This window comes from Micromonospora sp. NPDC005707, from assembly GCF_040631005.1.
In the GTDB taxonomy this organism is placed as follows: Bacteria; Actinomycetota; Actinomycetes; order Mycobacteriales; family Micromonosporaceae; genus Micromonospora.
This window is the reverse complement of sequence record NZ_JBEXYR010000002.1, coordinates 134,106-147,719: the sequence shown is the minus strand read 5'-3', so window position 1 is coordinate 147,719 and position 13,614 is coordinate 134,106. Positions and strand designations below refer to the sequence as shown.

General features: G+C 74.1%; 13 protein-coding genes. 7 read left to right on the top strand and 6 right to left on the bottom strand.

Annotated features, from left to right (window positions below; genetic code table 11):
- Window positions 1–71 precede the first annotated feature (71 nt).
- From ABZ452_RS03245 to nudC, 3 genes are all read left to right on the top strand, one after another.
- The gene (locus ABZ452_RS03245; protein WP_357938426.1) at window positions 72–1,382 is read left to right on the top strand and encodes a pitrilysin family protein; all 1,311 of its coding nucleotides are present in this window, start codon (window positions 72–74) and stop codon (window positions 1,380–1,382) included.
- Between the two features lie 175 nt (window positions 1,383–1,557).
- A complete protein-coding gene (locus ABZ452_RS03240; protein WP_357938424.1) occupies window positions 1,558–2,895 on the top strand; it encodes a pitrilysin family protein in 1,338 nt (445 codons plus the stop codon).
- Window positions 2,892–3,839 (top strand): NAD(+) diphosphatase, encoded by a 948-nt coding sequence (gene nudC / locus ABZ452_RS03235; RefSeq protein WP_357938422.1) that lies wholly within the window; start codon window positions 2,892–2,894, stop codon window positions 3,837–3,839. Before ABZ452_RS03240 ends, nudC begins: the two co-directional genes overlap by 4 nt.
- A 235-nt stretch (window positions 3,840–4,074) precedes the next feature.
- Here the strand turns inward: nudC and ABZ452_RS03230 are convergent, their stop codons facing one another.
- The 3 genes from ABZ452_RS03230 to ABZ452_RS03220 form a co-directional block, all read right to left on the bottom strand.
- Window positions 4,075–4,344 (bottom strand): hypothetical protein, encoded by a 270-nt coding sequence (locus tag ABZ452_RS03230; protein WP_357938420.1) that lies wholly within the window; start codon window positions 4,342–4,344, stop codon window positions 4,075–4,077.
- 209 nt (window positions 4,345–4,553) lie between these two features.
- Window positions 4,554–4,784 carry a DUF397 domain-containing protein gene (locus tag ABZ452_RS03225; RefSeq protein WP_357938418.1) on the bottom strand — a complete coding sequence of 77 codons (231 nt, stop codon included), beginning with the start codon at window positions 4,782–4,784 and terminating at the stop codon, window positions 4,554–4,556.
- 69 nt (window positions 4,785–4,853) lie between these two features.
- Window positions 4,854–5,834, bottom strand: a complete 981-nt coding sequence (locus ABZ452_RS03220; RefSeq protein WP_357938416.1) for a helix-turn-helix transcriptional regulator — start codon at window positions 5,832–5,834, stop codon at window positions 4,854–4,856.
- Between the two features lie 142 nt (window positions 5,835–5,976).
- On the opposite strand from ABZ452_RS03220, the gene ABZ452_RS03215 reads away from it, so the two are divergent.
- Window positions 5,977–7,242, top strand: coding sequence for an MFS transporter (locus tag ABZ452_RS03215; RefSeq protein WP_357938414.1), 1,266 nt, complete (start codon window positions 5,977–5,979; stop codon window positions 7,240–7,242).
- A 58-nt stretch (window positions 7,243–7,300) separates the two neighbouring features.
- Here ABZ452_RS03215 and ABZ452_RS03210 read toward each other — a convergent pair whose 3' ends face one another.
- Window positions 7,301–7,543: a mycoredoxin gene (locus ABZ452_RS03210; protein ID WP_357938412.1), complete on the bottom strand. Its 243-nt coding sequence runs from the start codon at window positions 7,541–7,543 to the stop codon at window positions 7,301–7,303.
- Between the two features lie 91 nt (window positions 7,544–7,634).
- Here ABZ452_RS03210 and ABZ452_RS03205 point away from each other — a divergent pair, with 91 nt between their 5' ends.
- From ABZ452_RS03205 to ABZ452_RS03195, 3 genes are all read left to right on the top strand, one after another.
- On the top strand, window positions 7,635–9,788 hold the full coding sequence (locus ABZ452_RS03205; RefSeq protein ID WP_357938410.1) for an ATP-dependent DNA helicase UvrD2: 2,154 nt from the start codon (window positions 7,635–7,637) through the stop codon (window positions 9,786–9,788).
- 131 nt (window positions 9,789–9,919) lie between these two features.
- Window positions 9,920–10,174: a hypothetical protein gene (locus tag ABZ452_RS03200; RefSeq protein ID WP_357938408.1), complete on the top strand. Its 255-nt coding sequence runs from the start codon at window positions 9,920–9,922 to the stop codon at window positions 10,172–10,174.
- A 134-nt stretch (window positions 10,175–10,308) separates the two neighbouring features.
- Window positions 10,309–10,674: a WhiB family transcriptional regulator gene (locus ABZ452_RS03195; RefSeq protein ID WP_357938406.1), complete on the top strand. Its 366-nt coding sequence runs from the start codon at window positions 10,309–10,311 to the stop codon at window positions 10,672–10,674.
- A 295-nt stretch (window positions 10,675–10,969) separates the two neighbouring features.
- On the opposite strand, the gene ABZ452_RS03190 is transcribed toward ABZ452_RS03195, so the two are convergent.
- Together ABZ452_RS03190 and ABZ452_RS03185 are read right to left on the bottom strand one after the other, a co-directional pair.
- Window positions 10,970–12,316, bottom strand: a complete 1,347-nt coding sequence (locus ABZ452_RS03190) for an AarF/ABC1/UbiB kinase family protein (RefSeq protein ID WP_357938404.1) — start codon at window positions 12,314–12,316, stop codon at window positions 10,970–10,972.
- Window positions 12,317–12,326: 10 nt separating this feature from the next.
- On the bottom strand, window positions 12,327–13,439 hold the full coding sequence (locus ABZ452_RS03185; protein ID WP_357938402.1) for a TOMM precursor leader peptide-binding protein: 1,113 nt from the start codon (window positions 13,437–13,439) through the stop codon (window positions 12,327–12,329).
- Between the last annotated feature and the right edge of the window lie 175 nt (window positions 13,440–13,614).

Below are 13,614 nucleotides of genomic sequence, written 5' to 3'. Positions count from 1 at the left end.
CCGACACCGCCGTCCGGTGGGCCCGCCCACACCGCCGGTGCGGGCGCTGCCGACGCGTTAGGGTCGATCACGTGCCGACGCGGAGAGCGAGAATTCCAGCGACGAAATACCCGGTCGAGCGGTTCACCCTCGACAACGGCCTGCGGGTGGTGCTCACCCCCGACCGCAGCGCCCCGGTCATCGGGGTGGCGGTGGTCTACGACGTCGGCATCCGCTCCGAACCGGAGGGCCGCACCGGCTTCGCGCACCTCTTCGAGCACCTGATGTTCCAGGGCTCCGAGAACCTCGAGAAGCTGGCCCACTTCCGGCACGTCCAGGGCGCCGGCGGCACCTTCAACGGCTCCACCCACCTGGACTACACCGACTACTACGAGACCCTGCCCAGCAACGCGCTGGAGCGGGCGCTCTTCCTGGAGGCCGACCGGATGCGCGGCCCCCGGCTGACCGAGGAGAACCTGCGCAACCAGGTCGACGTGGTCAAGGAGGAGATCCGGGTCAACGTGCTCAACCGGCCGTACGGCGGGTTCCCCTGGCTCACCCTGCCACCGGTCATGTTCGACACCTTCCCCAACGCGCACGACGGCTACGGCTCCTTCGACGACCTGGAGTCGGCCACCGTCGGCGACGCGGCCGACTTCTTCCGCCGCTACTACGCCAGCGGCAACGCCGTCCTGGCCGTGAGCGGGGACGTCGACGTGGCCGAGGCGACCGCGCTCATCGAGCGACACTTCGGCGACGTGCCGGCCCGCCCCGCCCCGGAGCGGCCCGACTTCACCGAGCCCGACCTCACCGCGGAGCGGCGCACCTCGTACACCGACAAACTGGCCCCGCTGCCGGCCGTGGCCGGCGCCTGGCGGGTGCCCGACCCGGTGACCGACTTCGCCGGCTACCTGCCGTACGTGGTGCTGGCCGAGGTGCTCACCGACGGCGACGCCTCCCGGCTGGTCGAGCGGCTGGTCCAGCGGGACCGCTCGGTCACCAGCCTCGGCGGCTACCTCGGCTTCATGGGTGACCCGTTCGACGTGCGCGACCCCACCGCGCTGCTGCTCCAGGCGCACCTGCCGCCCGGCGGCGACGTGGACAAGGTGCTGCGCACCGTCGACGAGGAACTGGACCGGCTGGCCACCGACGGGCTGACCGAGGGGGAGCTGGCCCGGACCCAGGCGCGGATGGCCACCCACCTGCTGCGGGACACCGACGCGGTGCTCGGCCGGGCGCTCGGGATGGCCGTCCTGGAACAGCAGCGCGGCGAGCCGGGCCTCATCAACGAGCTGCCCCGCCTGGTCGGCGAGGTGACCGACGAGCAGGTCCGCGCCGCCGCCGCCACCCTGCGGCCGGAGCGCCGCGCGTCCATCGAGGTCATCGCCGGCGGTGCCCGGTGAGCGCGAGGAGTGAGTCGGGGTTGCGAGCCCCGCAGTCGCGAACGGAAGAGGGCCCGGTGAGCGCGAGGAGTGAGCCGGGGTTGCGAGCCCCGCAGTCGCGAACGGAAGAAGGCCCGGTGAGCGCGAGGAGTGAGCCGGGGTTGCGAGCCCCGCAGTCGCGAACGGAGAAAGCTCAGTGACGGCAACCGTGGAGACGGGCACCCGGTCGCTGCCGGCGCTCGGCCCCAACCGCAGGCTCAAGCTTCCGCAGCAGGCCGAGCGCACGCTCGGCAACGGCCTCACCGTGATCGCGGTGCGCCGCAGCGCGATCCCGCTGGTCGAGGTGCGGCTCTGGATGCCGTTCGGGCGTACCCACCTGGCCCGCGGCGGGATGCTCGCGCAGACCCTGCTCTCCGGCACGGAGACCTACACGGCGACCCAGCTCGCCGCGGAGTTGCAGAAGGTCGGCGGCGGCCTCTCCGCCGGCGTCGACCCGGACCGGCTCATGCTCTCCGGTGCGGGCCTGGTCACCGGGCTGGACCGGATGCTGGAGCTGCTCGCCGAGGTGCTCACCGGGGCCACCTACCCGGCCGACTGGGTGGAGACCGAGCGGGACCGGCTGGTCGACCGGATCCAGGTCGCCCAGAGCCAGCCCGCCCACCTGGCCCGCACCGCGCTGCTCAAGCGGATCTACGGCCGGCACCCGTACGCGGTGCAGACCCCCGAGCCGGACCAGGTGCGCGCGGTGAAGCCCCCGGTGCTGCGGCGGCTGCACGCCGAGCGGGTGCACCCGGCCGGCGCGGTGCTGGTGCTGGTCGGCGACGTGCAGCCGGAGAAGGCGCTGGACGCCGCCGAGCGGGCGCTCTCCGGCTGGAAGGGGGAGGGACAGGCGGCCGAGCTGCCGCCCGCGCCGCCGCTGGAGCCCGGTCCGGTGCTGCTGGTCGACCGGCCCGGCTCGGTGCAGTCCTCGCTGCGGATCGCCCTGCCCGCGGTGCCCCGCACCCACCCGGACCACGCCGCGCTGCAACTGGCCAACCTGCTCTTCGGCGGCTACTTCTCCTCCCGCTGGGTGGAGAACATCCGCGAGGACAAGGGCTACACGTACGGGCCGCACTCGCTGGTCGAGCACTCGGTGGCCGGGTCGGTGCTGGTCGCCGCCGCCGAGGTGGCCACGGAGGTGACCGCGCCCGCCCTGCTGGAGACCATGTACGAGCTGGGCCGGCTGGCCGCCCTGCCGCCCAAGCCGGACGAGTTGGAGCAGGCCCGCCAGTACGCCCTCGGCACGCTCCAGCTCGGCATGTCCACGCAGGCGGGGCTGGCCTCGCTGACCAGCGCGTACGCCGGCAACGGGCTGCGCCTGGACTTCCTCGCCGAGCACGCCGCCCGGCTGGCCGCGGCGACCGTGGACGACGTGGCCGCGGCGGCGGCCCGCTACCTCGCGCCGGCGCAGGCGGTCACCGTGGTGCTCGGCGACGCCGAGCGGGTCGCCGACGGCCTGGCCGCGCTCGCCCCGGTCCGCACGGAGTCCACATGACCGGCGAGGCCGCCCCACCGCTGGCCCGGACCGCGCTGGACCGGGCGGCGCACCGGCGGACCGACCCGGGCTGGCTCGCCGAGGCCTGGGAGCAGGCGCGGGTGCTCGTGCTGGACTCGGCCGACGAGGGTCGCGCGCTGGTTCGCGGCGCGACGGCCCCGCCGGAGCTGGTGCTGGTCGGCTCCGGCGAGCTGCCCGAGGTGCCCCGGTCGGTGCCGATGTTCCTCGGCGTCGAGCCGGACGGCGTGCCGGTCTTCGCGGTGGACGGGCCGCTGCCCGAGCTGGCCGGCACCCGCCGGGTGAACCTGCGCGAGGTCGGCCACCTGCTGACCGACCGCGACGCCGGGATCTTCACCACCGCGCTGGCGCTGCTCAACTGGCACGTCCGGCACGGCTATTCCTCGTCCAGCGGCCAGCCGACCGAGGTGGACGAGGCCGGCTGGTCCCGCGTCGACCCGGCCGGCGGCCGGATCTGGCCGCGCACCGACCCGGCGATGATCGTGCTGGTGCACGACGGCGTGGACGGCCCGGACGGGCGCTGCCTGCTGGGCAACAACGCCACCTGGCCGAGCACCCCGGGTGAGCGCCGCTACTCCTGCCTGGCCGGCTACGTGGAGCCGGGGGAGTCGGCCGAGGCCGCCGTGCTGCGCGAGGTCCGCGAGGAGGTCGGCGTCGCGGTCGAGGAGATCGGGTACGCCGGCAGCCAGTCCTGGCCGTTCCCCGGCTCGCTGATGCTCGGCTTCCTGGCCCGCGCCGACGCCGACGCGCCGATCCGGGTGGACCCGGCCGAGATCGCCCACGCCCGCTGGTTCGCCCGGCGGGAGATCGGCGCCGCACTGGCCGGTCAGCCGGTCCGGGTGGAGGGCGGCGACCGCCTGCTGCTCCCGCCACCGTCGTCGATCGCCCTCTTCCTGGTCCACCGCTGGCTCGACGGCCACTGCTGACCCGGCGATCCGCCGGCCGGCGGACCCAGCGGGCCGGACGCGGTCCGGGGCGCACGAAGGCGCGGAGGCGCGGAGGCGTGGTCTGCTGGCCGTTGGGGGACACCGTTGGACGCGGTCCCGGCCCGGACCGTCGTTGCCGCGGCGGTCACGGGCCGGGAACACGGGCCGTCGTGACCGGTAAGGCGTGGAACGCGGCGGGGGAGCCGGTCCGGTCGCGACGGACGTCAGTGGCGGGTCAAGCACCGCCCCAGTGGTAGGGGTGGCCCGGGTGCAGTTCCTCGATGGGCAGCACCTTGACCCGGTGCCGGCCGGCGCGGACGGCTCCCACGGTGGACAGCGCACGGGCGAGCAGCAGGGCGGCGTCCCGGTCCTCGGCGTGGACGACCTGGCGGCGCGGTTCCGGCGCGCTGGTCTCGTCCCGCAGCCGACCTCCGCCGGCCCAGGCGGCGGCGATGTCGGTGTCGGCGGCGGTACGGATCTCGGTGCGGACGATCAGGAACCGCATGGTGGCCCCCGGTGCGGACGGACGGATGCAGACTGCAACTTCCACGTCACTCTTGCGTCATGTTACGCCCGTGCGTCGTCCCAGCAAGTGAAACCCGCCTATCGTTCGCGGCGTCGACCGATCGGGTGACCCGAGGTCGGCACGTTGTCGGGGACGGACACGCAAGGGGCCGCCGGCGCTGCGCCGACGGCCCCCGGAAGCTCGCCGGATCAGTTCAGGTCGAACTGGCCGTTCTTCGCGCCGGCGATGAAGCCGAGCCAGCCGGCCCGGTTGAACAGCAGCACCGGACCACGCGGGTCCTTGCTGTCCCGCAGGGCCACCGCCTCCGGTCCGGTGCGCAGCGGTGCGACCTCCACGCAGTTCGAGGTCTGGCTGCGGGTGCTCTTGCGCCAGGCGGCGCCGGCGAGCTGCTCGGACGAGTTGTTGCGGATCTCGTTCATGGTTCTGCTCCTGGTCTGGAGTGCTCCGATGGGGACGAGTGACGCCGCAGGCCGGACCGTCCCCGTGGATCACCGGTCCGTCGTCAGGCGCCCCGAGTCGCGGCGGCGCTGGGTCGGCGCCGTTGCCGGCCCGAGCGCCACTGTGGACTCGACTGCCGTGCCGGTCAGCCGTCCCGTCGCCTCGATCAGCCAGGAGAGGGTGTCCGATGCGGAGAGTGCCGCCGAGCTCAGCCACTCGAACACCACTTTATAGCGATTTAGGGTGTTTGCCTCGGTCGACATGACGTCGGTGAACCCACCTTCGATGGCCAGCGTCTCCGGATCGAGCGGATCGGCGAACCGGTAGACCGAGAAGGCGGTCGGCGGGAGGTACCAGTCACCCACCCGGGTGTCCCGCAGCAGCAGGCGCAGCGTCACGTTGGGCAGCAGGGCCAGCTCGCAGAGGTGGACGATCTGCTCATGCAGCACCTCGGGCGGGCCGGCCCGGCGGCCGAGCGCCGCCTCCTCCAGCACGGCCGTGTAGCGCGGCGCGTCGGGGGAGCGGGTCAGCAGCGACTGGCGGGCCTGCCGGGCGCGTACCTCGGTCTCCGGGTCCTCGGTCTCCGGGTCGCCGGCCTCCTCGGCCACCTGGGCCGCGGACAAGATGCGGTGCCGGGCGTACCCCGGGGTCTGCAACAGCCCCGGCACCAGGACCGGGTTGTACTCGGAGATCTCCGCGCAGCCCGCCTCCAGCTCGGCGAAGCCGCGCTGCTGCTGGGTCATCACCGGGAAGTTGCGCAGCCAGCCGCGCATGTCGCCGGCGTCCTGGGTGATGCCCAGCAACTCCTCGCGCAGCTCATCCTGCGCGCCGTAGAGGGTCAACAGGACGCCCACGTCGTCCGGGTCGGGACGGCTGCGGCCGTTCTCCAGGCGGGACAGCTTGGACGCGGAGGCCCAGCCGATCCGCTCGATGACCTGGTCGCCGGTGAGGCCGGCCTGTTCACGGAGTCGGCGCAGCTCGATGCCGAGCCTGCGACGGCGCAGGATCGGGCCTGGTGCGGCAGGAGGCACGGTGTCCTCTTTCCCGTCGACCGTCGCAGGACGCGACGGTAACTGTATGAAATTCGCCCCCCACGGTCAGTATGGACGGCGCGACCGGTGTCGGAGGGTCCGGCGGGGGCGTGTCACGCGACAAAAACCCGGAGGGAACCCGATGCGCACCGTCCTGCGCCGCCGCGACTTCCGCCTGCTCTTCGTCGCGCTGCTGGCGAGCATGGCGGCCGAGTCGATCCTGCTGCTGGCCCTGGCCGTCTGGGTCAAGGACCTGACCGGGTCGGACGGCATGGCCGGGGCGACCATCTTCGCGGTGATCGCCCCGATGGTGCTGGCGCCGCTGGTCGGGTGGGTGGTCGACCGGTGCCGCCGCCGGCCGTTCTTCGTGGCCGCGAACCTCGGCACGGCCGTGCTGCTCTGCCCGCTCTTCGCGGTCCACGGCCGCGCCGACGTCTGGGTGATCTACGTGGTGGCGGGGCTCTACGGGCTGTCGTACATCACCCTGAGCGCGGTGCTCAGCGGGCTCATCCGGCACCTGGTGCCGAGCGACCTGCTGGCCGACGCCAACGGGGTGCTGCAGACCGTCCGGCAGGGGCTGCGGCTGGTCGGCCCGCTGGCCGGGGCCGGGCTCTACGCCGCGGTCGGCGGCTGGCTGCTGGTCGCCCTGGCCATGGCCGGCTTCGTCACGGCCGCCGCGGTCGTCGGCGTGCTCCCGGTCACCGAGACCACCCCGGCCGGGTCCGCGCCCCGCTGGCCGGCGGGGCTGGGCGCGGGGCTGCGGCACCTGGCCGGCGACTCCGCGCTGCGCCGGGCCCTGCTCGGGTACGGGCTGGGCTCGCTCATGATGGGCTTCACCGAGTCGCTGATCTTCGCGTACGTCGACCTGGGGCTGGGCCGGGACGCCGCGTTCGTCGGTGTGCTGGTCACCGTGCAGGGGGTCGGCGGGCTGGTCGGCGGGCTCGTCTCGGCCGCCGTGGTGCGCCGGGCCGGTGAGGTGGGGGCGCTCGCCGCCGGGGTGACCTTCTTCGGGCCGGCCGCGCTGGCGCTCGCGTACCCCGGGCTCTGGCTCGGTGTGGTGGCGCTGCTGCTGGCCGGGGTCTCCCTGCCGCTGACCATGGTCGGGCTGAACACGCTGATCCAGCGGCGGACCCCGCCGGGGCTGCTCGGTCGGGTCGCCGCCGCCGCGGAGGCGCTGGTCAGCGGCCCCCAGGCGGTCTCCATCGGCGCGGGCGCGCTGCTCGTGGGCGTCTTCGACTACCGCCTGCTCTTCGCCCTGGTCGGGGTGACCACCACGGCCGCCGGCCTCTACCTCTGGCGTGGCCGCCGGCTCACCGCGCCCCGGCCCGTCCTGGTCCACGTCCCGGCCCCCCGCCGCCCGCTCGACCACGAGGTGCTCGCGGCGACGCGCCGGCGTCGGGCGCCCTGAGACGCGACAGCGGCCGCCCCGGGTCGGGGCGGCCGCTGGTCAGAGCGTGCGGACCGGGTCAGCCGGCGATGCTGGTCAGGTGCTGCTTGACCTGGGTGATCGAGGGGTTGGTCAGGGCGGTGCCGTCGTCGAACCGCAGCGTCGGGACGGTCTGGTTGCCGCCGTTGACGCTCATCACGAACTCCGCGGCCTTCGTGTCCTGCTCGATGTCGACCACCTCGTACGCGATGCCCTCCCGGTCGAGCTGCGACTTCAGCCGGTGGCAGTAGCCGCACCACGGGGTGGAATACATCGTCAACATGGTCAGGTCCTCCAAGGGGTGACTCGCGCCCGGTCCGATCAGGCCAGGCTAATCGCTGCAACATCGCCGGAGGCTGGAATGATTCCTGGCTGTGGTGGTTCACTCAGCGGCGGAACGGGTGCTGGCCGGCCTCGACCCGGAGCAGCGGTCCGCGGTGACCGCCCCGGCCGGCCCGGTGTGCATCCTCGCCGGCGCCGGGACCGGCAAGACCCGGGCGGTGACCTCCCGGATCGCGCACCGGGCGCTCACCGGTGACATCTCCCCCCGGCACGTGCTGGCCGTCACATTCACCGCCCGGGCCGCCGCCGAGATGCGGGCCCGGCTCACCGGGCTGGGCGTGGGCGGTGTGCAGGCGCGCACCTTCCACGCGGCGGCGCTGCGCCAGGTCCGCTACTTCGCGCCCCGGCTGCTGGAGGGCCGGGCCATGCCCGAGTTGCTGGACAGCAAGGTCCGGGTGGTGACGCTGGCCGCGGCCAAGGTGGGCCTGCGGGCCGACCGGGCCGCCGCCCGCGACCTGGCCGGTGAGATCGAGTGGGCCAAGTCGTCGCTGGTCGAGCCGGGCGAGTACGTGGTGGCAGCCGCCAAGGCGCTGCGCGAGACCCCGCACGAGCCGGCGAAGGTGGCCGAGGTCTTCGACGCGTACGAGCGGCTCAAGCGCGGCAACGGGGTGATCGACTTCGAGGACATGCTGCGCGCCGCGGTCTGGGGGATCGAGGAGCACGCCGACGTGGCCGAGCAGGTCCGTGGCCAGTACCGGCACTTCGTGGTCGACGAGTACCAGGACGTGAACCCGCTGCAGCAGCGGCTGCTGGACGCCTGGCTCGGCGGCAGGGACGACCTCACCGTCGTCGGTGACGCCAGCCAGACCATCTACTCGTTCACCGGGGCGACCTCGTCCTACCTGATCGACTTCCCGCGCCGGCACCGCAACGCCACGGTGGTCCGGCTGGTCCGCGACTACCGCTCCACCCCGCAGGTGGTCGGGCTGGCCAACGCGGTGATCTCCCAGGCCCGGGGCGCCGAGGCCCGGCTCCGGCTGGAGTTGCACGGCCAGCGCCCGCCCGGCCCCGAACCCGAGCTGCGGATCTTCACCGACGAGCCGGCCGAGGCCAACGCGGTGGCGGCCCGCTGCCGGGCACTTGTCGACGGCGGCACCCCGGCCCGGGAGATCGCGGTGCTGTTCCGCACCAACGCGCAGTCCGAGGCGTACGAGAAGGCGCTCACCGAGGCCGCGGTGCCGTACGTCGTGCAGGGGGCGGAGCGCTTCTTCGAGCGCCCCGAGGTGCGCCAGGCCATGATCGCGCTGCGCGCCGCCACCCGGTCCATTCCCGGCGAGACCCCGCTGCCGGCCGCCGTCGTGGAGGGGCTCGCCGCGGTCGGCTGGGCACCCGACGCGCCCCCAGCCGGCGGGGCCGCCCGCGAACGGTGGGAGGCGCTCGCCGCCCTGGTGCAGCTCGCCGAGGAGTACGCGGCCACGCCCGAGGTGGTGCCGATCGGCGAGGCCGCCGCGATCGAGCGCCCGGTCACCCTGGGCGACTTCAACGAGGAGCTCGCCCGGCGGGCCGCCCAGCAGCACGTGCCCACCGTGGAGGGGGTAACGCTCGCCTCACTGCACTCGGCCAAGGGCCTGGAGTGGGACGCCGTCTTCCTGGTCGGGCTGGCCGAGGGCACCCTGCCCACCACGTATGCGAAGACGCCCGAGCAGGTCGAGGAGGAGCGGCGGCTGCTCTACGTCGGGGTCACCCGGGCGCGGGAGTGGCTCTGGCTGTCGTACGCGGCGGCCCGCTCGCCCGGCGGCCGGGCCCGGCGGCCGTCCCGGTTCCTGCCCCAGCTGGACCGCTCCGGCGGCGGTGAGCGGGCCGGCGCGGGCGCGGGCCGGCGCACCGAGCGGCGGCGTCCCCAGGTGGTCTCCTGCCGGATCTGCGGGGCCACCCTGCTCGCAGGGGCGGACCGGAAGCTGGGCCGCTGCCCGACGTGTCCGTCCGACCTGGACGAAGAGCTGTACGAGCGGTTGCGCGAGTGGCGGCAGCGGGTGGCCGGGGCGCAGAAGGTGCCGGCGTACGTGGTCTTCACCGACGCCACGCTCACCGCGCTGGCCGAGCGGAAGCCGGGCCGCACCGAGGAGCTGATCGCGATCGCCGGGATCGGCCCCCGCAAACTGGGACTTTACGGCGATACGGTGCTGGCCCTGGTGGCCGGTGCGGGGGTGGACGATGTCTGCCCGCAGAAAAGTTTCGAAATCTAGCCGTAAATCGTTTGCCCTCGCCCCGAGGCGAGGAATAGCCTCATGACACACCTCGCGAGCGGCGCCATTCTGGCTGCTCACGGGGGATGAGTCCAAGGTCGGCACGAGGAACGTTGAGGGAGGTGGCACCCGTGGAGATCTTCACCTATGAGCGTCTGGCGGCGATGCCAGCTGCCTGCGCTCCGCTGTCGTCCGTCCGGGTGGCCCTTGCCGCTCGACCGTCGGCTCCGCAGGTGCACCAGGCCCAGGTTCAGGCCGAGCTGAACCTGACCGTTGCGCCGCTCGCGGAGATCGAGGGGACCAGTGGCTTCACGGGCATGGGCATCGGTGACGTCAAGAAGCGCACGGATGTCCGCGGCGTTCCACCTCGAGGTAGACCGGTCTGATCCACCAGACCACCGGCTCACCTCGAGGCCGCGGAACCCGCATACCGGGATCCGCGGCCTCAGTTTTTTTGCACTGCCGTAGTGCCGAACGAATGCGATCCACGAGATCGAAGTGAGAGAGAGGTGACCGGAGGATGAGTCTGGCGTTGGCCCCGCTCGACGTGAGCGTCGAGGTGGAGGCGAACCTGCCCTGCCGGAAGTTCGACCCCGACCTGTGGTTCTCCGACTCGCCTGCCGAGCTCGAGCTGGCCAAGTCGCTCTGCGGGGACTGCCCGCTGCGCGTCGAGTGCCTCGCCGGCGCGGTGGAGCGGTCCGAGCCCTGGGGCGTCTGGGGCGGCGAGATCTTCGAGCGTGGCGCGGTCGTCCCGCGTAAGCGGCCCCGTGGCCGTCCGCGCAAGGAGGACCTCGCCCGTGACGCCCAGCTCCGGGTCGAGGCGGAGGCGCGACTGGCGGCCAGTGGGCTGTCCGAGTCGCGTAGCTCCGTCCGGCTGGCAGCCTGACACAACCCCGTTCCAACGTCCCCGCCGGTGATCCTCACCGGCCACGAGAAAGCCGAAACGATGCTGCACCTGCCGAATGGAACCGAGATGCAACTACTTCACGAAGCGTTGTCCCGGGCTCGAATGCGCCGGCCTCAGGCTGGCACCACCACGAGCACTGAGGCAACCCGTTCCGCCCGTACCGTCGCCATGCGTAGCCGTAGCCAGTCGGCCCGCGACCTGGGCGTTCTCTAGATCCCTACACCACGGAAGGGGCGGTGACCGTACGGTCACCGCCCCTCCGGCGTACGCGCGGTCAGGCCACCGGGGCGAAGCCGGGCAGCCAGCGCTCCAGGATCGCCCGGTAGGGCGCCTTCGCCTCCAACTGGCAGAGCACCCCGATCGAGCCCAGCGTCACCCGGTGGATCATCAGGTACGACGGCGGCAGGTTGAGCTGCCGGCTGAGCTGGTAGGTGGGGGAGCGCGGGCTTGCCAGCCGGGCCGCCTGCGCGCGCAGCCAGGCCCGGGTGAACCGGAACTCGTCCACGGCGATCGGCTCCAGCATCGGCCGGAGGAAGTCCAGCACCCCCTCGGCGTCGATCGGCTCGGTGGGGCTCACGAAACCCTCGTCGCGCAGCCCGGCGACCACCGCGTCCGCGTCGTCGCGCAGCGCCAGCGCGGCGATCCGGCCGATCGGCTCCGGGGTCCCCTCCGGCATCCGGGCCACCGCGCCGAAGTCGATGACGCCGAGCCGGCCGTCGGGGAGCAGCCGGAAGTTGCCCGGGTGCGGGTCGGCGTGCAGCAGCCCGGCCCGCATCGGCGCGGAGAGGTGCAGCTCGGCCATCAGCCGCCCGGCCTCGTCGCGCTGCTCCTCGGTGCCCTCCCGGATGATCTGCGACAGCGGGGTGCCCTCGACCCATTCGGTGATCAGCACCCGGGGCGCGGCGTCGAGCACCTCGGGGATGTAGATGTCCGGGTCGCCGACGTACGCGGCCGCGAAGGCGCGCTGCGACTCGGCCTCCAGCTCGTAGTCCAGCTCCTCGGTGATCCGCTCGCGCAGCTCGGTCAGGAGCGGCTTGACGTCCAGCCCGGGCTGGATCGCGCGGAACATGCCGCCCAGCCGGGAGAGCTGCTTCAGGTCGGCGAGCAGGGCGTCCCCGGCGCCCGGGTACTGGATCTTCACGGCCACGTCCCGGTGCCGCGGGCCGCCGTTCGGCCCGTACCCCGGGTCGCGCCAGACCGCGCGGTGCACCTGGCCGATGCTGGCGGCGGCGGCCGGGGTGTCGTTGAACTCCACGAACCGGTCCCGCCAGTCGGGCCCGAGCTGCTCGGCGAGCACCTTGTGCACGGTCGCCGCGGGCAGCGGCGGGGCGGCCTCCTGGAGCTTGGTGAGCGCCTGGCGGTAGGGCGCCGCGATCTCGTCCGGCAGCGCCGCCTCGAAGACCGACAGGGCCTGCCCGAACTTCATGGCCCCGCCCTTGAGCTGCCCGAGCACGCTGAACAGCTGCTCGGCGGTGCGCTGCTGGATCTCGGCGGAGATGACGTCGGACGCGAGCCCGGTGACCCGCTTGCCCATGCCGAGGACGGTCCGACCGGCGAAACCGAGCGGCAGAGCGGCGAGCTTGGCGGTCCGGGACACGGCCCGGCGCGGGATGTCGGTCACCCGGTCATTGTTACCGACTCGGCGGGCCCACTGCTGCCGTGCGGCCGGGAGCGGGTGCGGCAGACCGGATCGGGCGACGCCCGGAGCATCCGCAGGAGGGGTGCGGCGGCCACCGGCGATGCCGGAACCGGCCCGGCTGTCCGATTTCGACCGCGCAACCGAGCGTCTCGGGGGTGCCCCCGTCGAGGTGGGCCAACACCTCGGCCGCCGCGTAGGCCGCCGCGGCCAGCCGGGTGGTGGCCGCGCAGGCCCGGTCGCCGTCGCCGGCCGCGAGCTGGGCGGCGAGCGCCGGCCAGTCCGGGTCGCGGTCCGTCCGGTGCAGGTCGAGGCAGCGCAGGCAGGGACCCACCGGCGGGCGGACCAGCGGACCGACCACCGGCACGCCGCCGCGCAGGTCGACCAGGAGGTGGGGCTGGCGGCGGCGCGCGTAGCCCGCGGCGAGCAGGGCCGCCGGGCGGTCGGCGCCGAGCTGGACCACCAGGTCGGCCCGGCCCGGCCGCAGCGGCGCGGTAGCGGTGCCCGGCGCGCACCGGGCCAGCGCCGCCCGCACCGCGGGCGCCAGCGGACGGCCCAGCTCCGCGCCGGTCAGTCCGGTGCCCACCAGGTCACCGGGACGGACCGGGCCGGCCAGGTCGGGTACGACGTGCCCGACGCCGGCCTGCGCCAGCGCGACGGCGATGGACGCGCCGAGCCGCCCGGCCCCGGTGACCAGCACGCGCGCCGCCCGCCGGCGGCGCAGCAGCCGGGCCGGCGTGCCGGGCAGGGCGGACGCGGCGAGGGCCAGGGCGTCGGCCTCCCCGCTGAGCCGCGCGCGGACCGGCCCGGTGAGGTCGCGGGGAAGCAGGGTCTGCGCGGGTACGACGAGAGCGGCGGCCCGGAGCGTGTCGAGCAGCATCCGGGCCTCGGCCGGCGGCACCCCCGCGGCGGTGGCGGCGGCGAGCACGGCCCGCTCGCTACGGGTGCCGTCGAGCAGGTCGAGCAGGCGGGCGACGCCCGGGCTGGTCAGCTCCAGCAGGACGGCCGGGCCGGGTTCCACCCCGAGCTGGAGGGTGTGCCGGTCCCGCCACAGCCGGGTGAGGCCCGGCAGCAGCGTCGGACGGGGGAGGGGCACCGGTTCGGTCACACCACGAATCGTGACCGTGTCCGCGCTCTCCGTCGATCGTTGTCCACAGGTGCGCCGGCCCGTGGCCAGCGTTGTCCACAGGGAAGGCCGGGTTTTCCACAACCCGCCGGTAGCCGGTGTCGGCTATGCGACGGGGGAGGGGCGGCTGTCGCCACCCCTCCCCCGTGCGACCCGA

Bases quoted from the DNA above. Each gene is read 5' to 3' on its own strand.
- ABZ452_RS03210 (WP_357938412.1), bottom strand. From the start codon at position 7,543: ATGTTGACGATGTATTCCACCCCGTGGTGCGGCTACTGCCACCGGCTG.
- ABZ452_RS03225 (WP_357938418.1), bottom strand. From the start codon at position 4,784: ATGAACGAGATCCGCAACAACTCGTCCGAGCAGCTCGCCGGCGCCGCC.
- ABZ452_RS03215 (WP_357938414.1), top strand. From the start codon at position 5,977: ATGCGCACCGTCCTGCGCCGCCGCGACTTCCGCCTGCTCTTCGTCGCG.
- ABZ452_RS03195 (WP_357938406.1), top strand. From the start codon at position 10,309: ATGAGTCTGGCGTTGGCCCCGCTCGACGTGAGCGTCGAGGTGGAGGCG.
- ABZ452_RS03230 (WP_357938420.1), bottom strand. From the start codon at position 4,344: ATGCGGTTCCTGATCGTCCGCACCGAGATCCGTACCGCCGCCGACACC.
- nudC (WP_357938422.1), top strand. From the start codon at position 2,892: ATGACCGGCGAGGCCGCCCCACCGCTGGCCCGGACCGCGCTGGACCGG.